Origin of the sequence: Pseudomonas putida (assembly GCF_026625125.1) — a bacterium.
Classification (GTDB): Bacteria; Pseudomonadota; Gammaproteobacteria; order Pseudomonadales; family Pseudomonadaceae; genus Aquipseudomonas; species Aquipseudomonas putida_X.
In genome coordinates this window covers 2,898,980-2,920,202 of the sequence record NZ_CP113097.1, presented here as the reverse complement: position 1 = coordinate 2,920,202, position 21,223 = coordinate 2,898,980, and the positions used below count along the sequence as shown (strand labels likewise).

At 54.3% G+C, this 21,223-nt stretch carries 18 protein-coding genes; 5 read left to right on the top strand and 13 right to left on the bottom strand.

Features of this window, described 5'->3' with window-relative positions; translation table 11 throughout:
- Nucleotides 1-28 precede the first annotated feature (28 nt).
- The 7 genes from OSW16_RS13435 to OSW16_RS13405 form a co-directional block, all read right to left on the bottom strand.
- Entirely contained in the window at nucleotides 29-373 is a 345-nt protein-coding gene (locus OSW16_RS13435) for a hypothetical protein (RefSeq protein ID WP_156340836.1), read from the bottom strand.
- Entirely contained in the window at nucleotides 370-4,224 is a 3,855-nt protein-coding gene (locus tag OSW16_RS13430) for a hypothetical protein (RefSeq protein WP_267823850.1), read from the bottom strand. Before OSW16_RS13430 ends, OSW16_RS13435 begins: the two co-directional genes overlap by 4 nt.
- A gap of 240 nt (nucleotides 4,225-4,464) precedes the next feature.
- On the bottom strand, nucleotides 4,465-5,193 hold the full coding sequence (locus tag OSW16_RS13425; RefSeq protein WP_060511507.1) for a metallophosphoesterase family protein: 729 nt from the start codon (nucleotides 5,191-5,193) through the stop codon (nucleotides 4,465-4,467).
- Between the two features lie 38 nt (nucleotides 5,194-5,231).
- Entirely contained in the window at nucleotides 5,232-5,657 is a 426-nt protein-coding gene (locus tag OSW16_RS13420; RefSeq protein ID WP_170029810.1) for a DUF6957 family protein, read from the bottom strand.
- Nucleotides 5,658-6,420: 763 nt separating this feature from the next.
- Nucleotides 6,421-6,777, bottom strand: a complete 357-nt coding sequence (locus tag OSW16_RS13415) for a hypothetical protein (protein ID WP_267823847.1) — start codon at nucleotides 6,775-6,777, stop codon at nucleotides 6,421-6,423.
- Nucleotides 6,777-7,502 carry a metallophosphoesterase gene (locus OSW16_RS13410; RefSeq protein ID WP_267823955.1) on the bottom strand — a complete coding sequence of 242 codons (726 nt, stop codon included), beginning with the start codon at nucleotides 7,500-7,502 and terminating at the stop codon, nucleotides 6,777-6,779. The genes OSW16_RS13415 and OSW16_RS13410 overlap by 1 nt, the downstream gene beginning before the upstream one ends.
- Nucleotides 7,503-7,631: 129 nt before the next feature.
- A complete protein-coding gene (locus tag OSW16_RS13405) occupies nucleotides 7,632-7,877 on the bottom strand; it encodes a hypothetical protein (protein WP_256249822.1) in 246 nt (81 codons plus the stop codon).
- Between the two features lie 497 nt (nucleotides 7,878-8,374).
- Between OSW16_RS13405 and OSW16_RS13400 the strand changes: the two genes are divergently transcribed.
- Nucleotides 8,375-9,004: a hypothetical protein gene (locus tag OSW16_RS13400; protein WP_060511519.1), complete on the top strand. Its 630-nt coding sequence runs from the start codon at nucleotides 8,375-8,377 to the stop codon at nucleotides 9,002-9,004.
- 142 nt (nucleotides 9,005-9,146) lie between these two features.
- Here OSW16_RS13400 and OSW16_RS13395 read toward each other — a convergent pair whose 3' ends face one another.
- Nucleotides 9,147-9,413, bottom strand: a complete 267-nt coding sequence (locus OSW16_RS13395; protein WP_264313359.1) for a hypothetical protein — start codon at nucleotides 9,411-9,413, stop codon at nucleotides 9,147-9,149.
- On the opposite strand from OSW16_RS13395, the gene OSW16_RS13390 reads away from it, so the two are divergent.
- The 4 genes from OSW16_RS13390 to OSW16_RS13375 all read left to right on the top strand — a co-directional run bounded on the left by OSW16_RS13390 (nucleotide 9,406) and on the right by OSW16_RS13375 (nucleotide 13,600).
- Entirely contained in the window at nucleotides 9,406-9,561 is a 156-nt protein-coding gene (locus OSW16_RS13390; RefSeq protein ID WP_156340907.1) for a hypothetical protein, read from the top strand. The genes OSW16_RS13395 and OSW16_RS13390 overlap by 8 nt on opposite strands.
- A gap of 265 nt (nucleotides 9,562-9,826) precedes the next feature.
- Nucleotides 9,827-10,120 (top strand): hypothetical protein, encoded by a 294-nt coding sequence (locus OSW16_RS13385; RefSeq protein WP_060511522.1) that lies wholly within the window; start codon nucleotides 9,827-9,829, stop codon nucleotides 10,118-10,120.
- Nucleotides 10,121-10,329: 209 nt separating this feature from the next.
- Nucleotides 10,330-12,651, top strand: a complete 2,322-nt coding sequence (locus OSW16_RS13380) for an AAA family ATPase (protein WP_267823841.1) — start codon at nucleotides 10,330-10,332, stop codon at nucleotides 12,649-12,651.
- 1 nt (nucleotide 12,652) lies between these two features.
- Complete coding sequence (locus tag OSW16_RS13375; protein WP_060511524.1) at nucleotides 12,653-13,600, top strand: HNH endonuclease; 948 nt, start codon at nucleotides 12,653-12,655, stop codon at nucleotides 13,598-13,600.
- Nucleotides 13,601-13,719: 119 nt separating this feature from the next.
- Here OSW16_RS13375 and OSW16_RS13370 read toward each other — a convergent pair whose 3' ends face one another.
- The 5 genes from OSW16_RS13370 to OSW16_RS13350 all read right to left on the bottom strand — a co-directional run bounded on the left by OSW16_RS13370 (nucleotide 13,720) and on the right by OSW16_RS13350 (nucleotide 21,210).
- Nucleotides 13,720-15,651, bottom strand: a complete 1,932-nt coding sequence (locus OSW16_RS13370; RefSeq protein WP_267823839.1) for a UvrD-helicase domain-containing protein — start codon at nucleotides 15,649-15,651, stop codon at nucleotides 13,720-13,722.
- Nucleotides 15,652-15,713: 62 nt separating this feature from the next.
- Nucleotides 15,714-17,858: an ATP-dependent nuclease gene (locus OSW16_RS13365; protein WP_267823837.1), complete on the bottom strand. Its 2,145-nt coding sequence runs from the start codon at nucleotides 17,856-17,858 to the stop codon at nucleotides 15,714-15,716.
- 771 nt (nucleotides 17,859-18,629) lie between these two features.
- Nucleotides 18,630-19,649, bottom strand: coding sequence for a hypothetical protein (locus tag OSW16_RS13360; protein ID WP_267823835.1), 1,020 nt, complete (start codon nucleotides 19,647-19,649; stop codon nucleotides 18,630-18,632).
- Nucleotides 19,646-20,326 carry a hypothetical protein gene (locus tag OSW16_RS13355; RefSeq protein ID WP_060511530.1) on the bottom strand — a complete coding sequence of 227 codons (681 nt, stop codon included), beginning with the start codon at nucleotides 20,324-20,326 and terminating at the stop codon, nucleotides 19,646-19,648. Before OSW16_RS13355 ends, OSW16_RS13360 begins: the two co-directional genes overlap by 4 nt.
- A complete protein-coding gene (locus tag OSW16_RS13350; protein WP_060511532.1) occupies nucleotides 20,323-21,210 on the bottom strand; it encodes an ATP-binding protein in 888 nt (295 codons plus the stop codon). Before OSW16_RS13350 ends, OSW16_RS13355 begins: the two co-directional genes overlap by 4 nt.
- Nucleotides 21,211-21,223 lie beyond the last annotated feature (13 nt).

The following is a 21,223-nucleotide window of genomic DNA, read 5'->3' as shown; positions in this document are numbered from 1 at the left end:
GCCGCAAGTGACCCAGCGCATATACTACTCAGCGCTTCATTTGGGGCGTGTAAGGCTCAATATGCGTGCTGTTGCAGTTAGTTCTGGCACCCCAGCAGCAAGGATAGGCCCGAGCGCGCTCCTGGTCATCGGAGCGGAAAACAATCACGCGGCTGCCACGATGCTCGCCTTTTGTGGTGATGCGTGCCTGAACCGTAAAGGGCGTGGAGTTCCCGCCAGTATGATACTGGCGGTCAGGCTCTTGAGTAGCCAGGTCGTAGGCCTGATCAAACGTCAGGGCATTAACAACCGCCCCGCTGTGTGGGCCGATGCTTTCCTTTACCACCATGTTGATCTCATCCTTTGTGTAGATGTGAGTAGAGTCAGGGTTCACAACCATCCTGCCTGAGACGGGCTAGAGGCCCTCTCACCTGAGTAGGTGCTTTTCTTTCGGCAGGCGATAATCAATGCATCGAAGATTTTGGCACGAACGAAACCACGTCGCTGAAGGGCTTTGATCAATCGCACGTTCTCAACCTCCGCGGCCAGTCTGATCGGGCGCCGCTGCCCAGCAAGGGCTGAGAACTCATCCCCCAAATGTGGCAATACGGCTGCAACGCTCAGCCAGTCGCAGCCCATGATCAACAAGTGGATCATGATGTCGGCACGGTTTCCCTGGCTGAGGAATGGGCTATTGGTCAACTCAAACAACACCGGGAGGTAGCTCTCAGAAAACGGCATCCATTCCTGATTTCCTCGTGCACACGCGTTTGCGAGCCCAACAGCTGCTTCGGAATTTTTCATAAAGACATCAGCTGGCACCGTCGACCATAGCTGCATGACCTCTCCCATGGAGGGCACTTGAGAATTGCTCAGTGCGACAGTCATGGAGATCGGCAGAGCACTAAAGTTGAGCTTCAGCCTCGCCTCTTCCCAGCGGTTGAGCAGGTAAGCCAACTCCAGATGGGGTGCATGAACCCTGAAGATGTCCAGCCCCACTTGGCTATAAGGCACGCAATCAGCTTCAGAGATGAATGCCCACCTCGAAGCAGGTATCGACGAATCCAGGAGGGCGAAATCTATCTTTATCGGGGCAAACAGATGCGCCAGAGTTTCGTCCTGCACACGCTCATTGCAAAGAAGGTACCGTTGCAGCTTGATTTGCTGGTCGGATTCGCTCCATAGCTCATGAGCCAGGACTTCGGCCTTGCTCTGGATGTAGTCCAGGAATACAGCCTCTGCATTGCGGTCTTGGACGGCGGCTGATACCCCCTCACCGTCATTCAAGACCTCCCTGAATACCATCCAAACTGCACCGGGCATACCGTTGGCATCGATACGATCCTCATCCATTGCCAGCAGCCAAACCTCCCGCAGAGGTTCATCGAGGCTGGGCAATGAACACTGGGTGCGGCTGAACAACTCGCGCATCTTGTCTGGCTGTGTACTGAGCAGCTCTAACAGAGCCCGTAATGTATCGGACGACTCATCCAACATCCCTTCCTGTTGCAGGAGCTGCTCGACGACAGCAACGATGTCCTCGTCGAGTTGCTCTTTGAGATTCGGAACGTCCAGCTGAACGAGCCTTTCGTAACTGACAGCGTCGTCCTCAACATTCCCATCAGCCACCTGGCAAAGCAGCCGTAGCATGCGAAGATCCAGTTTCAAGCAGCGCCACGTGACCACGGCCTTGAGGTCGTCCGGGCTGATCTGCTTGCTAATATTCGAAAACTTGATGGGTTTGCTGCGCAACCATTGCCAACCTCTCTCACTCGCGCTCATGCGCGGGATCCAGGCTGACACGTCCTTGAGCTGTTCAACCCATGTTGAGAGTGTACCGTCCTCGTCCAATCTGGCCGTCTCATCCGCTGTCAGGGTATCCAGAACGTGGTAGATCCACCGGGCTCGTGACGCATCTGTTTGAAAACGCCGAGTGCTCAATACGCTGAAAATCAGGTCGGAATCAGCGCTGTGCAACGCTCGCACCAGCTCGTTACCTTTTTCAAATTCGACGAAGTACTCAGTTGCTTCTCCCAGCAGCTCAGGCTCCTGATGCCCCCCCTTGAGTATTACCGCCAACTTCTCTGCCCGTTCTTCACTCTCCTCTCGCTCCAGAAGCCTTGGCTTGAGCAGTTCGTTCATCAGGCCGAGCAAGATCCCGCGCCCCTGGCTCAAGGACTCATGATCGAGCGCTCTAATCACGCGTTCTGGTTTTTCAACCTTGGTATTAAAACCAGCCATTTCATCACGACCGAGCGCAAGAATGAGGTTCTTATCCGATTGGGTCAGCGAGCCTTCGTAGAAATAGCCGAGGTAATCGACAAAATCGGTGTCGAGATAGCCCTTGAGCACCAGGAAGATCACCATCTTGAAGTCAGTTAGCCTCTCCCTGACCACACCACCATAGGTTTTTCTGACAGCAACCCTGAAAGGTACCGCTTTGAGGTGACGAATCTCACGCTCCAGTTTGGCAATCTGGGCATCAAGCTCGGGCAACGAATCAGCCAGCACCTTGGCGCGTGCCTCGTAATTCACTTCCTTGAGGATCATTTCCGTTTTCTGAGGATTCCATATGACGTCAGGTCGTTTTTGAATCGATGGCCGGGCGTTGTTAGCCGCTTTGAAGCGCGCAAACCCATCATCTTCGGCGATGTCCTTCAGTGAAATGTAGGAGCCGTCATCTAGCTGCAGTGAGGTTGCCTCCCACGCTTGGTCGCGCCTCATTATCTCGTACCAGACGCGGGCGCGCAGTTCTACAACATCCGTCGCCTGTTCGTGCTGACGGGCTATACGGCGCGCCTGAAGGGCAGAAAGCTCATCCTCTTTGGACTGGAACTGGGAAGCCACCCACGCCGGGTATTCTTCGAAAATTGAATAGAGTGTTCCTCGTCGTTTCGCCAGGTCTGCAAAGGCACGGGGGTAGAGATTTCGAATCGCAACCATGGCAAAGAGCTTGTTCAGGTCGAGTTTCACTTCACCGCAGACAAGCAGGCTCTCGTAGATAGAGTATTCGTTGACGAGATTTTTGATCAGACGCATGTCATCAATGTAGTAGCCGACATTGTCTATGAGCCGCTCATGTAGCCGATGGGGCAGCCGATCGCTTGAAACCCTTTCGCCAAGCAGCTTGGAAAGCAGCTCGTTGGCGTTATCCCCATGAACGACTGGGATGATCGGAATGATGAGGTCGAAAAACTTGGTCTTGTCACCCACCCCAAACATTTCATCCCGAATGGCGTACACAAATCGGACAGGCCGCTTCACCTGAGGAGAGTTACGGATGATGAAATTGATTTCCCTCAGCCGGAAAAAGATTTCCTGAACATCGAACCTGTCCAGATCCTCGATCACCACCACATCGACGTCGCTGCGCTCAAAGCAGTAGATGATCTCATCCACATTTTTGTGAAGCACCGAGCCATGCTGGGTAGCCTCAAGCTTGCCCCCCTTGAGCGTTAACCCATCGATGCTGAATAACGACAGGAGCTTCAAAGCGGTGTGAAGCAACCAGATACCTCCAGCAGCCAGGACGAGCAGGGCCAAAGGCTCGGAAATCAACAAGAGCTTCTCAAGCAGCCAGCTTGAAGCGACGCTCGAGTTATTGGCTATCGTAGGGCTGTACAACCTCAATGCGCAGACAGCGATTGCTGTCATCGCACCGGTACGAAGCGACAAGTGAAAGCTCGAAGTCTGTGTGATCCGCTTCAGGCGGGACTTGGGAACCTTGCTGGCAGGCACTGCATAGAGCAACTGCTGAACAATCGTCTCTTCGATGCGATTGATCAGGACGTCCTTGTCCGCTTTTTCAACCGTGATGTCCTTATCCACCTTGGGCCCGGCAGCATCAGCGCCTTTTTCTGCAGGCGTCTGAGATGACGTGTCCACCTTGGGCTTAGTCCCAGATTCACCGACAAGATCGGGCTTGGTGAAAGTCGCCAAGGATATGAAGGTGTGTTTGTAGGATCGGTGGTTCTCAAAAAAAGTCTTCAGAACGCTGCTCTTGCCAGCGCCATAGCTGCCCGTGATGGCTATGTTCAGAATCTCGGGATTTTCCAGAGCGTGCCTCAGCTCACGCTCGTACCTGCTTGAGACATGTTCCTTCAATAGCACGGGGGTCAACGGCTCAAAGAACTTCTCTTTACTCGAAAGCGTCTGAGACGTGTTATACCCCTCGCCCATTTCGCAGATCCGCGCCGCTAGCGCGTCCCATAAACGCTTCACACGGCCTTTCCGATACTCAACCATCTACCTTGATCCCGATCCCGGCCTTCCGTGTCGCGCTGCGAGCGGATTACCTAGCCTCCATCTGCATGCGCACCAGCTCAAGGGTGCTCACGCTCCGATAGCGGCTATATGCCATAGATGAGCCTGGCTAGCTAGGCTAAAACAACTAATGAAGCTGGGCGACAACCGTCCTGGCGGCTTCACACTCACCTTGGCTTAACGTTATGTCACCATGGCGGATGTCGACCAGGCCACTCAGAGTCAGATCTCCATCATGAAATCTGCGGCAAATCCTGTTCGCTCACCAGGATATCCCCTCGGATTTGAGACGAGTCTGCAGCCGGAGACACTTGTATCAACAGCATGGTGCGTGTGACCAAAGATCCATGCATCCGCGAGCTCAAGCAAATCGTGCCATTGGTTGGAGTAAGCCGCCGCTAGGTGGCCTTCATGGCCATCCCCGGCGACCTCAGCTATCGGGCAGTGGTGTGTAACAACTACCGTCTTGCCGTCAAACGGCTTAGCGAGTTCGCAGGCGAGATACTCGCGGGTAGCGATGTTCCGGGCAATGAGGTCGGCGGGTCTGAGCTTGCGATAACCGTCCCCGATGCGGATTCGTTTGAAGTCGTTCATCCATTGCGCACATTCCCTCATCGCTGCTCTGTAGTCCCCGGTCGAGGTGAAGTCTGTCCAACCAGTCGCCACCAGAAACCGAGTGCCCCCGATGACGAGGCTCTGGTTGTCCAGGATGCGCACATGCGGCTCGGCTGCGTCTCGCATCTTGGTAAGCGTTCGATCAATGTGCCCCTTGTAAAACTCGTGGTTGCCGCAGACGTAGATCACCTGGCATTTGAATGTCTGATTTGCCCACGTCACTCCGAGGCTTCGCACCGAAATGTCGCCCGCGAGTACAACCACATCAGCCTCGACCGGAGGAGGCTCGAACTCAGAAAATTCCAGATGCAAATCAGAGTAGATCGCTATCTTCAATTACCCAGGCTCCGTGTCGTTAGTATCAGGTCGTCGCTTCACATTGCGTCCTGGGTCACCCGCCACCCAACGTTATCGAGCGTCAGTACAGCTGTGAGACTGGTGTGATTGCGAAAGCCGGGCCCCGCCAGGTAATACAGCGTGTCTTTGCTTTCGAACACCGACCCTACCTGCGAGTAAAGAAAGCTGGATCTCAGCCCGCCTGGCCGTGAGCACTGGGTGCGACTGTCGAAAATGATTTCCCGTCCCAATAACACGGTAGGTTGAAGACCTTGCGCCTGCAGAGTCTTCTCGTCGGTGTGAGACACCATCACATCAAGCAAAATCCAACTCCTGATCACGCAGTAAGGCTTGTCTCCCGAACGGGTCTTTGCTAATTCAATCAACTGATCGTCCGAAGATGCCAGTCCTTCTACGTGCTCTGCGCCGTGGAGTAAAAAGTACGCCAACTGTGCTGCTTCCACCGTCCCACCTTTCTCATCATCAGGCCCGACGACTGAATGCTTAGTCGCCTCTATCGCAGTCGGCTAACAAGGGTTACCCTCGCCGCCGAGTAAATTTGTTTGCAAGCTTCTCAACGCCCCATCGACGCTCAGGCCAGCAGCTCGTGTCTTGAGAATCTGGTGTGATAGCGAGCGTTGTCAGATTCGCATCATTAAACTGACGCCACCTGCTGTCTGTTGAATCGCTACCCACGCGTGTACGGATGCCGCAGCTGTTTTTGCGGCTCGATAACCAGGCCGGTCGATAACCTCAGATGGCGGCGCCGACACCCTTCCGTCAACGCATGAGACGGTCTTCAACGATTACAGGAATGCCGTCACCTCCCTCTCCTCTTCAGTCGACCTTCTAGCCCCTATGAACCGATTCAAGCACCGCTACGCTCAACAACTGAATGTTGCGAAACGTGAGTTGAGCTCCACAGAGGCCCAGTCACAGACGAAATAGAGGCTCCCGTTCACGGTGCGATAAAGCCGAAATCCCTCCTGCTCCCAACCACCCTCTAACCGAGAACTTCGGATGACGGCGCTATCCTCAAAGCGGCCTCGACGCTCGCCGTAAACGATGCCAACCAAGCAGCCTAGATGCAGATCAATCGCGGTGTGGTACAGGTACCCCGTGACCAATGATGCAAATCCGGTAGCGCGCGCCCGAGTAACGCACTCAGGCTCGCCACAGGCTGCGGCTGCGCGCTGCCGACCTGGCTCGTCCCATTGGTCATCCATCTCAATGCACCTCAAAGAACGGACGTAAACCGCCGTTTTCGTAAAACCAATGGGCAATCACATACAGCCCGCCGCCCTGTGCTCGCACAACCAGGTAACCTCCCCGATAGAGACGCTCTACCACTGGGGGCGTCCACATCGGCAGCCCCTCTGGGAAGTCATGGCGATAGTCGCAAAAGATCAGGCCGGTCATCTGCGGCGGCTTGTCCAGCGCGCACATCAGATAGCCAACGACTTCGTCATCGGATATCACCTCCCTGGCGGCCTGGATAACTTTAGGAAGCCGATTGAAGGTAACGTCTGCCTTTGTGGCGCCAAACGTCTTGATCAGGTAACCCAGATCGGTGCCTGCAGTCATTAGATCTCAACCTCAAAATCAGAGCGAAACTGCAGTCGCTCCCCCGGATAGCCTCTTGGGTTCGACACCACACGGCAGTCACGCTCCATGAGGTCGACCGGACAATGCGTATGGCCGAAAACCCAAAGATCTGCCTGGTGAACGAGATCCGGCCAGTGATTGGCATACGCCGCATCAAGGTGGTCACGAGGGCCATTCAAAACACCGACCAACGGAGCATGGTGAGTTACCACTGCGGTAAGTCCTGCAAAGGGTTTGCTGAGCTCCTGGGAAAGCCAAGTGCGTGACGCCAGGTTACGTACAGCCACATCTTCAGGTCGCAAGCGGCGATTGTCTGCTCCAGTCCGAATCACCCGAAAATCATTCATCCGTTCAGCAGCCCTGCGCATGGCAATGTCTGTCGAACCCGTCAATGAAAAGTCAGTCCAGGCAGTGGCGCACAGAAACCGGGTTTGATTCCAAATCCAACACTCGTTTTCCAAGACATGTACATGCGACGCTGCGACCGCCTTCATCTCCTCAAGCGTTCTTTCGAGGTGGCCATCGTAAAATTCGTGGTTACCGCAGACGTAAATGACAGGACAACCGAACGCAGCGTTTGCCCACTGCACGCCCCGAGTTTTCACACCGATGTCCCCTGCCAAAATAACCACATCAGCACCCGTCGCCGGCGGCGTGAAATCTTCGAATTCGGTATGTAAATCGGAATACACCAAAATTTTCATGCAGCTACCCGCAGGACTGACTTTCAGTCCCGTAATTTCGATTAAGCGATATATTGAAATCGCCCCTGGCTTGCGTGTGGACAGGCCGATCTGGTCTTCCGCACGCGCAGCAAATCGCGACAGTTCCACTCATTTGACTATACGACATTGAGTGGAACTGCGCAAACCGGGCATACAGTCGGATTTTAGGGATACGCCCGAATGCTCAGGCAAGCGATCGCCGCAGCGCTGACCCACGTTCGCCAGCAACAGCAAATACTGCTGACCGATCTTGAGGAAGGCGTAACCGCCGCCCACCTCAGTCGCGTCGAGCGCAGTGAGCGTGGGGTTACGGTGGAAAAGCTCGATGCGATCGCGCGACAGCTTGGTGTGCATCCCCTCACCCTTCTCGCACTGGCATACGGCGCTGATGAGGTCGTTCGCCCTACGGAACTGTTGAAGCAGGTGTCTAAAGAGGTGGCTACCCTGGGTGGGTCGATAGCCCCGCTCGCGATCAAGCCAGAGTCCAGGACACACTCCCGGGTGGCAGCGGCCAATGAGCGCCGGGAAGAGGTTCAACGCCTGAGGGGCCAAGGGCTGACCAAGGCTGAGGTGGCTCGGGAGCTAGGCGTTTCCAAACAGACGGTGGCGAGGCATTGGTAATTACGGCAAACACCACCACCCAGCAGTCATTGCTTCTGGACACCAGGGCGGCACAACGGATTGTCAAGCAGCCACACCAGTGCTAGTCTCCGCGGCCAGGTACTCGGTAGGTGCCTGCAGTCCACACCAGCGAAGCTCTAGCACTATCGTGACAGTTGAATTACCCGACCTGACATCAATCAGGTTGCCTCGTAGTGGACGCCAGGCCAGCCCTCCCGAGAGCTGAAAAAATGCAAGTCACCTCCAGCCACATCAAGCAAGTCAAACGTGTCGCCAAGGAATTGAAAGACACCTACCCCTGGCTAAAGCTGGGTCAGCGTCAAGACAAAGCTGCAGTCCAGGAATTAGGCGTCAGAAATTACCATGAGGCGATCCGCCTTTATGACAAGTGGATCATGCTCCATGTGCACGTCTCTCCTGACCCTCATGGCGTTAGCAAGTGTTCCCTCTGCGATTACAGCTTCGCCTTCGACCTCAAAGAAGATCGCGAATCTCACCGTGAAGTGCATGAGCAATTTCATGAGGCAAGCGAGGCGATGGGCTATTGCCCAGCAAATTTTGTGCTGCGCGAGCAGATGAAAGACAGGGGAAGTAAACAGGCTTTCTCGGATCAGGGCTTGGAGGCACGGATCGAAGGCGTGCTACTGCTTGTGCGTGGTTGGTATGACCGCTCCCTCGCCCATGCGATCTATGGTAACTACTGGCGCAAGCACCCGTCTTTCGAAGCTTATGTTTCCATGATCCAGGATACCCTGGGGGGCATGTACCAGGAGCAGAAAGCCGAACTCAGAATCAGATATGGGTACTGCCCAGGCCATATCCGTCCTGGCGACAGTAACTGGTACCCACGCCCTCACTAAACCTCTCCCAATGGTAGGGGGCTTCCCAGACCTCACTCTGTAACCGGAGTGGGGTCAACAGATCCCACCCTGCCTGAACCTTCACGATCGACGCCTCAGCTATCCAGACGATGCGCCTGCATTCAGTCGCATGTGAAGCCAGTCAGCGGCCAAGCAGCCGGTGCTGTCCACGCAGCGCTCGCGCTACCTTCTTAGCTTGTGCAGTGATCGCTACTACCAATGCGCAGCAGACAATGTAGGGAAGTGTTTCAGCAACCCCCTGCTCAACCGTCAGGCCGTACGTTATGCGTATGAGGTTACGAGATTCGTCTCCCGCCTGGATGAGACATAGCGGAATCAAGGCCCAGGCCACAAGTCGCTTGGCCAGACGGTTTTCGATAATGCGGTTATGGATGGCTTTCATGGTCATGCTGCTCCTGTTAGCGATGCTAGGGTTTGTACGAAAAGTCGCCGAGCGGCGATCAGGCAAGGCGAAAACAGGCGAGGAACGGTCGGAGTCGCGCTCGACTTTGCTGGTGGCAAATGAGCATTCCGAGCCTGTATTCAACGCAGCATGATCGGCGCGCAGGCACTTTTCGTACAAAGCCGAGGGGCATTCATACTCACACGCTAAATCCTGCTATGCACGCCAAAACAGGCCCTCCAAAATCACGGTACAGAGCAATGCTCTCATTGCCTGTTACGTAGGCTTGGCCAGACATCAAACCGTCACAGTGGTAATCGTTTGTGTCTGCGACTTGAATACCAGCAGATAGCCACCACGTCTGGCTTACCGGATGCGATAAGGATTTCCCAGGATCGCCCGGCTCAGGAACGTAAGACATGGCCAAGGCTAAGACCATCAGCGACATCAACGCCAAATACAGCTACAAGGATGAGAACCCAGGCGGTAAGCGAGACGCCTCACTGGTGTCGTGCGCTCAGTGTGAGGATTACAACGAGTTGAGCTACATCTACAAGACGAAGCTCAAGCCTTTGATCGATGATGACGAGATCACCCACGACGAGGCAATTCAGGCGCTGGACGAAGCCTGTGCCGAACTCAAAAATCCTCGTAGTCGCGAGAAGTTCTACGAGCTGTTAACCAGCAAGCTTGGCCAGACCATCGGCGAATAACCCATGCACTAACGCCTTCAAACTGGGGGCTGCCGCAAGGATCTGCTCCCAGTCTCGTCCACGCAAATCTCTTCCCTGCATAGCACTTTTGCGCGCCATATAGCGGCTCGCTCCTTCTCCATTAGAGACCCGCTTGCCTGCGGACTCAGGCTGTCGGATCATGCCAAACAGCCACCATCCCTTAACACATTGGAAAATGAGAGCGTCACATGGAATACGACGAAGGCCGGGAGATCACTCGCCTGATCGCTGAAGAAATGCTTAACGTAGGACGTAGCTTCCCAAACATTTCATCAGAGAAAATCAATCTCCTCGCCGCGTTGCACCTGACGAAGGGGCTGATCCTGGAAGACAGGTACCGAAGCAGTTTTGAGGATGCCAGGGTACATGTAACCGAGCTGATGAAGCTAAACGAATTCGATGATACAGACGTCAGGGCAGCGTTCAACGAAAAGCTGCTGCACATCCGAGCGGTGTCTAGTGACACGATGGATCGGGAGGTCAGGGTAAAAACGGCGACACATCTCATTGATCTCTTCATCTTTGAGTTCTACAAGATTGCCCCGAGCCATCCAATGGTGGTCGCAGCCTTGGTCGGAAGTATTCATTCCACCTTGTACTCGCCTATTGTCGAGATTGCGCCGACGACGGCTGAGCTGTCTATTGGAAAGTCCTCTGAAATAGACAGCAGTTCTTTCCCGATGCTGTCCCCGACCTCTGCTGCTTTGAAGGCGCTGATTTCCTTAAAACTCATCATCAACCAGATCTACCCTGACTTTATTCATCGTCACGTTCCTGACAGGGTCGCCGACAGTCAGCCGAGCTACCTCGTTGACGCTGGCCCGCAATTCAAATTCACTGCCGTGACGGGACTCATCAACCTCGCCGCATTTGCCTTACAGTACCCTCAACCTGCGCGATTCATGCTTGTACTGCCAGCCAGCAAAGCGAAGTACGGCGGACTACGTAAAGAGCTTGCACCGGCGATCTTCAACGGTCTGCGGTTAGACGCTGCTATCTGTTTTAGCTCCAGCGAAGCGACAGCCGCCGCGCATGACCAAGTCCTGCTGATTTTTAGCCAGCATATTCACTTGATGCGCAAGCCAGCGCTGTACATCGACGTCTCAAACGCTAATAAATCCCTGGAGCGGCTGGATCTTGAAGAACGCGCGATCCTAGCCGGTCATATCTTTAACATCCATGAATCACGCAACATCGACGACCTGCCCAGGAGCATTCCTCCGAAGGTCGAAACTATCTTGAATGCACAGTTTTCAGATGGTTTCAAGGATGTAAAGGGGCTGTGTATCGAGGACAAAAGCGAGCATCAGGAAGCCTGGAAAATCTATTCGCCCAAAAACTTCATCCGAACCAATCAGCTTCAGGGAAGTGTTTTCAACCTTGCGGCCAACCCACAAGACATTCTCAAGCTTTTGAGCGATCCGACTGAGCCTGCCTGCATCTATATCATTGGTAACAACGGTGCAGGGAAGACCCAGTTGCTGTGTGAACTCATCGACAGGGTCGGTGAGCTTGATCGCAGAACTGTTGGCATCTCGACAGGGGTACATGATCGTTTCCCGCTCGGACGCAGCCAACAATACAAACGTTTTGAGTATCGCGGTGCCCGCACCAGTGCAGATGCCATCTCACCCTCCAGGTTGACCAAAGCCGTAACCGCCTTGGCGGCCAGGGTCTTCGTCGATCAGCACATGCTTGAGGCCTTGAAAGAGTGCCAAACGTGCCTGGGCTTCGCCCCACGCTTCTACTTCATGCTTCGGCCAGAAATGGCACTGGACAATGCCCCTAATGAAATTCGCACCTTGAGGATGTCAGATCACGCTGCGGATAACCATGTTCCTGACGAGCTGGCCAAATACGAGTTCGGCGTCGTGCGCCCAGCGATTGACGATCAAAAGGAGCGGATTGTCTCCTACTCATCGCTGAGTTCTGGAGAGCAAAACATCAACCAGTTGCTGCTCAACATCATCACGTCAGCCGAACCAGGGACGGTCTTTCTGGTAGACGAGCCAGAAATCAGCTTGCATCTGAAATGGCAGCAGACACTTCCAAGGGTGTTCCACCTGCTCTCCCGCCGCTTCGGTTGCTCATTCGTCGTCGCAACCCATGCTCCGACCCTCATCACCAATGCGAACGACCAAGGCAGTCACAGCTTCTTGCTCGACACGGGCAAATTGCCGAAGCTGACTGACAAGGAGCGGTACTCCGTTGAGTCGATCATTCTGGAAGGCTTCGGTACCTACACCCCTCACAACCGCGCGGTGCATGAGGCCTGCGCTCGTATCGTTGCCAAAACGATTGAAACAAAAGGCAAGCTTCGAGCTGACCAGCCCTCACCTCTCAAAGAGCTGAATGACATGCTCAAGAAGATGCCGACTCAACCTGGAGCATACGTACCTCCAGGTCAGGAAGAGGACATCGACCTGATCAAGAAGGCCTACACCGCGATTGAGTTGCTACTGGTCGACCAGGAAGCGGCAAGCAAACGTACCGACGAGGCTCAGGTGTAGCATGGCGGATTACTATGTGCTGAAAGATGCCGACATGAAGCCTGCCTACGACGAGTACAAGGCGCAGTGCCATGCCGAGGAGCGCTTCCATAAGGTCGTAATGTTCAACATTCACCGTTTCCACGTGATGGCTCTGCAGCGATTCAAGGCAAGACAGGCTGGCGAAGCAATCAAGAAGCGAAACCTCTGGAACGAATTTTCGAATCCTAAAAAGCCGGTGCCTGCAGCTACAGTGGCCGCAGCGCCTGGCGCGATCGCCGCCCCTGGCACGGTCGCTGCACCCGGCACGATCGCTGCACCTGGCTCACCTGAGGCGGGAGCTGCAGGTTCCCCTGCACCTGCTGAGACGCCCAAGCGCAAGCGAGGCCCAGCGAAGCCGACCGTCAGTGACATCAAGGGGGCTTTCAGGCAGTACATCGCTAAGCAGCAAGGTAACCGTTGCTGCTACTGCCGGCGGTGGTTATTCAACAGCGGTTACTCGAAGCCAATCGAGCACATCCTTCCACGCGAAAGCTACGAACAATATTCCTTCCACTTCTGGAACCTGTCGGTCGCCTGCGTTGACTGCAACAGTTTGAAGACTGACGACGACTGGGCCAGCCCCACCAAACAGGGCTTGGAGGCGTACCCTGCGCCCAATTCTTTCACGGAAATGTTCCACCCTCGCTTCCATCGCTTCGACGATCATGTTCGCTTCATTCGGGTGCAAACCAATGATCACAGCGTCACGCTATACCGAGGCATCACGCCGCAAGGGCAGAAGCTGTGTGAGGATCTGCTGAACAAAATCGCGGGTAAGGAAGTGATTGTGAACGCGAACGCCGACCTCAAAAGCTCGCTGGAAACCATTGAGCAGTTCGAGGTTGAGGAAGGCAGTGAACTGGAGAGCGCCTTGAAAAGCCTGCATGGTGCCCTATCGGGTCGCACGTTCGAGCTGGTGCAGAGCTAATAGGCCAGACGAAGCGAAACGGGTGGGAATTTTTCCACCCGATCGCTTCACCATGCCTTCCCGTGAGATCAACGATGATGACAATGTCTCCGGGTTTTACCGGGCATATCAACCGTGGGTCAGCTTGCCGCTCTCGCATCCAACTCATTGATCACCCAGCCCTGTGCCTGCAGGGCCGCCCTTCGCTCAACTCTCGCCTCCCCCTCACCCAGCGCGCTGCTTCGAATCGCCAGACAAAGCAGATGCGTAGGCCGAGTCATGCCGACATACATGAGCATCCTGTTTTTCCGGTAAGTCACCTGATGTTCTTTCTTAACCAAGGGCTTTCCTTCAAGCCAGGGCAACATCATTTCCAGAAAGTGCTGTCCACTGAACGTTTCCAAGATCAGCGTCGCCGAATGCGTCTTCCCTTTGACGGAGTGCATGGACGCCAGCTGAACGTCGACAGGCTCGTGCCCCCCGGCCTCCCATCGGTATGTGTTAATGGTTTTGCGGGGCACCTGCGACTCGACCTCGACCGTATCGCCTGGTTCTGCCCACGCCAGATAGGCTTCCACATCGGTAGTCATTGAAACCTCCTCCCCAGGATGCAGCTCCTGGATCAGCCGCTTGAGGAGCCCAACGTGGGTCTCAACCCACCGCTTCTCTCGTAGTGGATGCGGATAGAACAAGTAGAGGTAGATACCTCGCTGGTAGGCTTTGAGAAGCTTCGCGTTAGCTGCCAAGCTTCGCTCGATGTAGCGGTGTAGCCTTGTTCTGATCTGGACTGGCGTCCTCAACCCAGCACGCTCAGCGAGATGGAGCAGGCACCTCGCGATCATCTCAACGCTTTCGTGCGCGTGACCGCTGATCGCCAGGTGGGCTCTGGCCCTGCGAACACCGTCAATGAATGTCTTGGGCGCATACGTCGAGCCATTAGCGTCTGAGCGGTAGGCGCTCCAATAGTGCTCCAGGGCCTTCGGGAATTGGTTGTCCTTGTACTTCCTCAGTCGGTGAACAGCACCGAGCGCATGCACCCCATCCTTGCGCTGGGTGATGGGTACATGCCGTGACACAAGCTCTGCAAATGCGCCAAGCACACCGCTCGTATCGTCGTCTGGAAAGACAAAAAGGGTGTTGGGACAGTCTTCACCCGTTCTGGCCCGACCGACCAATCCGCCCGTAATGGGAGCGACTGCAAAGCTGTTTGCCAGCGTGGCAATGGCCTGGTTGAATCGAAAGCTTGTGGAGATCTCGATTGTCCCGCCATGCGGGAATGCCCCATCAGACTCTCCGTCACCCTCGAATATCTGCTGATTGGGATCGCCCACCCTGATCACCACTGTATTCGCTGCATCGCGCGGAAATACGTGGTTCAAAAGGCGATTCTGCTCCAAGTCCGTGTCTTGCATTTCGTCGATGAGTACACAGGGGAACCGGGCTTGCAGCGATTGAGCAACATTCGGTTCTTGCTCAATCATGGCCTGGCCAAGCGTGAAAACCTCGTCATAGCAGAAGTAGCCTTCCGAAGCGGCAGCGCCCATGGCTCTGCATAACTTTCCATGAGTAGGTGCATCTGGCGAGCAAATGTAATGCTTACCTTGAAGAGGGGTAGAAAAATCGACCGAGGGCAGTCGAAGATCAGCGAGCGTCTTTTCTTTTTGATCGAGAAAGTACTCTACACCCCAACGATCTTTTCCCAGCGCCCTTCCCCTTGCTCGCCCGGTTGCCTCGTCATCCACCACCGTCAGCGGGTGGCCATTCGAGCGCAGCCAGGGCGACGCAAGAAACCGCATGACAAAACCGTGGATGGTATCGATGAAATGTGGGTAGCGCAGCAGCCTCTGGCCAATCTCTGTGGCGCCCAGCCGGCTCTCAATTTCCTCACGCGCTGCATTGGTGTGCGATAGCACGCAGATCCCCTGCGTTCGACTACGCCAATGACGACCAAGAATGGCCAGCTTGGCAACCACGAGGGTGGTCTTACCGCTCCCCGGGCAGGCCGCTACATCGAGCGTATCGAGACGCTTGAGGAACTCCCTCCGAGGTTCATCCAGGTCGCGCAACGACATAAGCGCGCTCACCCACTCGATGTCTGCATCCGTGACTGGAGGCACAAGATCCTGGAGCCGCATTACGCCAACTCCCCTGCTTCAAGCGCCTCTAGCGGCGTCTCCGCGGTGTTTGTGGCCGGCTGCTCCGGCGCCGAAGGCATGATCCGGCCTCTTGTGGCGTATTCGATCGCTTCAATCACGTAGGCCGGTAACGCTGCACGCAAGCTTGCCCGGTCGAGTTCACCTTCATCAAATGCCGACTGCAGCAGGTCGACCAGATGCTGTGCAGTAATCGACTTGGAGCCCGAATCAACCTGCCGGTAAACCTCGGTGGCACGCTCTTCATTGGTGAGATACTGAGACTTAAGTGCCGCCAGCGCCTTCGTCGCCCTCTCGAGGACTTTCTGTCGCGTCAGCTTTTTTTCGTTCATTTTTACATCATGTAAGGCCAACGTGGCGGCACGGTGTACCCAGTCCATAAGCCCTTCGACAGCCAGGTCATACTCGAGCGTCCAATGATCGGCCACGAAGGTCTTCACGTTTTGGCCATCGCCACGTGTCCGTTTCTGACGATGAGCCGCAAGCTTCGGTTCGCGCTCAATCTCGGTAGCGCCAAAGTCACTGAGCATCCGCCATTGACGACGCGCCGGTTTACCCTTGGCGTTGAGCTTGTGCGGATCCAGCCCCATGATGGCCGGCGCGCAATCCGGCATCACATCCATGTCGGTGATGCAGGCCGTTGGGATCTGGATTATTCCCTCTGTCGCATCAGCTCGCTGCATGATGTGTGCGTAACGGCGTAAGCCAACGCCACCCACATTGACGATTGACACACCATGCTCGGTCAAGTCACACCCAAGCAGCCTGGCCAGTGCCGGCAGCAGGATCGCCTCTGCATCCCCTTCAACGATGAGCAGCCCTTTCGCAAAGAACAGGCTGGCCTTGGTGACATCCAGAAAACGACTCAGGAAGCGATAGTCGTCAGCGGACAGCCTGGTTCGCCCCTGTGCCATGGAGAAGGCACGCTGGCCATGAATGAGCACCAGATTCTCCAAGGCAATCTTAGAGCTCAGGTTGGGACTGTGTGTGGTGAGGATCACCTGCACGGGACGTGTATGCGCTGGTTCCGCTTGGGCTTGATCTGGCTGTTGTGTTTGATCTTGCTGTTGTGTTTGATCTTGCTGTTGGGTTTGATTTTGCTGTTGGGGGCGAGGCTGCGATGCGCGCTCGAGGAACTCCATCAGTCTAAGTTGGCGCTGCGGGTGAAGATGCGCCTCCGGCTCCTCGATCAGCAGCAGCGGCAGCCCATCCGGTTCCTTGCCGAGCAGTAAGAGCTCGCAGGCCATGAACAGCAGGTTATTCGAGCCCAGACCATAGCTCCCCCTCGCATTCCCCGATCCCTTGTCCAGCAAACCCAACTCCAGGCGCTCAAGGATCTGCTTGAGCTTTGTGGTTTCACTGCCGGTATCGCCGAAGCCAAGATGGCTATGAAGCGGCTGTCCTGCTAAAGAGAGAGGCTCCAGATATCGGTCGTTGATTGTCGCCTGGGCAACCTTGATGGCTTGATGTCCTCTGACCAGCTCGCGCATGTAATCACCCATGCCCGCAATGCTCAGGCCAGTGGCTTCAGCTGCCGACGCCGGTGGAGCGATATCGACATAGGACTCACCGGCGTCTATACCCGGGAAGCTCGACAGGACTTGGGACAAGCGCGAGTTGCGACCCGGTGACATCTCCCGTTCGGCATCTCGCAATGGCTTCAGGTATGCGGTTGCCAGCAACTGGCGCGCGCCGACGTCCAAGGCAGGCCCTTCTCCCCGCTCACCACAGCGAACCTGGATGTCCACCCAGCGACGCGACGCTGTCGGCATCGCGAGTCGACGCGCCGACCAGTGCACATGAAGCAGCCCCTCCCCGCGTGAAAACGTGACGTATTCGGCGAAGGCTCCAAGTTCCAGTGTGGTCAGCCCTGCCAGCGTGCAAACCATAGTAATGTCGGTCGCAGGCTCGCCGTCACTCCCGACATGGAAGTCCTCGAGCTCTAGTCGCAGGAAGTCTGAATCCCGGGTTTGCAGGACATGCCGGATGGCGTCGATCACCGCAGTCTTTCCGGCATCATTCTCGCCTACAAGCGCAGTGACGCCCTCGTTGAAGTGGATGGTGAAACCCGGAGTCAGATCGCCAAACTGGCGGAAATTACGGATCGACAGCGCTGAAAGGTACATCCCCACTTCTCCCTAAGCCTGGCTTCTGTCGGCGCTATTGGCCACTTCTCGCTTCTTCTGGCCTCTTTTGGCCAGTGTTGGCTTGGTGGAGTCCTGGCCAAACGCAATGTTACTGGCTATATGCCACAGACTGGGGGCGAGACGCTATCTCTCGCGATAAACGTCTGTTCGACTGGAATGTGTGGAATCAAAGCGTGTGACCGCCAAACGCTGGTCTCGTAAGTCTACCCGCTGTTGCGCACTGGGATGTTGCTTGAAGCCAAGTGATTGATTAATCGATTGACACTATGCTCTAACTAGCTCCCATTCGGATACCATGAGATTTCGCGAGAGCCGCAGCGACCCTCAGGTGAATTTTATGTATGCTTGCCTGATAGAACGCTGCGCGAGAGCCAAACATACCTGGCCCCCATTGATAGAACTCAAAGAGAATGAAATCCGAAAATTCTCTTATTGAACGATATGCTTCACCGGCTGGCCAGGGTGAGTAGATATCCTGACGATTCAATAGCCAGTTTGAACCGCTATGTTTAACTGCTGGGATCAACCCAATAGCTGTACATGCTTTGTGAAGGACTTCAGCCCGCGCAGCCTTTGAGCCCCAATGTATCGAGTACTGGAAGACGTGTATCGTTGGCAGGGAAATGGTACACGAAAGCCAAGCCTCATGATTCAAACCACCAACTCCAACACCGACAACACCCAAAGGTAGTGTCACATTCCCTATATAGGAGTATTTTACTGGCATGACAGCTCCCAAACATTCTATACTCACGACCGAATAGATACCTCAGAAAATCCTTCGATGAATTGTTGCAACAGAGCAGGACTAGGATTTGGCATCCACTCGCGCAGTCGTCTAGCTATAACGTCGCTGTGCAGGCTATTGAACACATTACATGCTGCTCCCAAGCTGCGTGCATCATGAAATCCTGCTATAGCACCTGCGCGCTCGATGAACGATTCAACATCAGTGCTCTCGCGGGGTGTAAATAGCTCAAATAGCCATCCGAGCATCAGCATGCCAGCCCATCTTTGAGCTATTCCTGCAACCAATGGCCCAGCGTTAAGAGTCTGTTGAAATAGGGTAGTAATACGATATGAGCTTCGAGGAGCTATAAAACGATTCACCAAGCCAAATCGTGGATACAAAAAAATTGACAGCAAAAGGCGTGGCAGTCCCGTATGCGGCTCACTGCATGACCACATTCCGTTTTGATCAGCTTGCTGCTGAGAAGCTTCCAAGGTTTGAAAAAATAGTTGAGTCTTATAAAGCGCAGTAAATTGTTCGTCAGCATCATGGCTACGAGACGCAGCAACGCATTGAGAAGGATCCTCGGAATATGCCTTGAGGATGCGCATGGCCATACTCGGACTTGAAGCAACAATACCACTTGCATCGAGCAGGGAACACTTGTGAATTTGACATACGACCACACCAACAGAGCACCACTCTTTCCTGTATGAAGGGAGTGAAAAATTCGCAATGTGCTCCTTCATGCAGCTGTAGCAAAAGCTGCGTCTGAAGTATCGAGGTATAACCCATTGACTATTCGGCTGGAAGATCTTTGCCTGCTCCTCCCTTGGAATATCCAGCATTTCGCACGCCGCTCGTGAGAATTTGGCATCGTGCGTAAAGTCAGGGTCAAAGTCTTCTGACTGTACGCACGCATGCCAAAGCTCCGCAAGCCTGCTCCTATCGAGCAATGTATGCTGGGAACATAGGCTTTGCCTGTAAACCCAGCAAGAGAAAGCCTCACCATCAAAAATGGGGACATCAGGAGCATTCATTGAAGGGATGACTCCCGTTGACTGCGATAGCCTGGATGGAAGAGCTCCAGCATCGTCCACGCCAAATTGCCGTTTCGTCGATGATAAATGTCATGCAGCAACAGCTTGTCAGCTGCTCGTCCCAGTCCTGACTTCTGATCAATCAATGCTTCAAAAAAGGCTGTAAACTCTGTCCGATCCGCGAATGACCCTAACTCAACAGGCGAGTAGGCACGCTCGTGAGCTCGACACAGTCCGACCATCTCAGCCTGATAGTCAGGACTGCTGACGATGACAAAACTACTATCAGGAAGCGCCTTCAGCAGCCATCCCAGTTGCTTCAATGACTTTTCTTTGGCAAGCGCCGTGAGGGCAAATTTTTCGAAGTCGTGGATGAATATGGTCGGATCTCCTTTCATGGCGCAAAGCTCAGTAACCAATGCAGGAACACCCGACTGTGGCTGAAACTCAAAATCAACGTGTATCTCTTCATAGAACTGACCCAGCAAATCCAGTCCCGCAAGGTCTACGTGATCCCCAACAAAGACTGTAGAGCCGGTAATTTGGCTCAGAACGGCATTGGTGCAGGTGGTCAGACCATTGCCAGGATCAGACATCAAATGGCATACCACGCTACCGTCCTTCAGCGCAGAAACTACACTTTTCACAGCAACGGCTTGGAAAGGCGCCAATGTCATTCTGAAACCTCCTTATCCTTGGGATGGTGCAGTTTGTAACCATAGAGCCTGGTCATCGGTTCAAGATTCTGGAACTGACTCGGCGTAATCTGCTCCGTCCCATGCTTGATTGCATCCATAGCAGTGGACTTGATAATTTTGACGATATTGTCAAGGATCCCGTGTGAGTTCACATGAATAAGCGTTCGCAGCTTAGGGCTTGCAAGGTTAGAGGGCAATTTGAGTGGAAGGTAGGTCTCGTATGTAGCAATGAAATCCACAAAATCCTGATCAAGTTTCCAAGGCTTCAGATGCCACGGCACGAATCGCCGATCAATTATTCGATCCAGTGAGATGATTTCACTCGCAACTGAGTTCCCGAACGCAATAACACAGAGCTTACCATCACCCTCTGCGAGTCCACGAAGCAGCGACAATATAGATTTTTTATGGGAATACGCTTCGAGCATGCAATCAGACAACTCATCAACAACGATCGCGCCGATTCCAAGGGCCTTTATCTTCTGTATGATGAGCTTAACACGATTGACCGCAGTGCCACGCTTGCCAATCGGAACATCGAAGACATCGCACAATGCATCGTGTAATTTAAAACGGTTAACGTTTTCGGTAAGTGTAATAAACACGAACCTTTTACCTTCAAGCTCACCGAGAGCCTTAAGCCGGTTGAATAAGGCCGTTTTACCGTCGCCTCCATCCCCATGGATGAAAATGCTAGCGGACTGGATCTGGTTATCGGTATAGAGCATGTTCCTCAAGCTTTCGAAAAGAGGCGCGTAGCGAGGCGTATCAATCCATATATCATGTCGACATATCTTAATTCGCTCCTTCGCAGGCAGATCAGCGTTATTTCTAAGATCGTGCTTGATATGTTCGTAAGCCATCATAGCTCTCCAA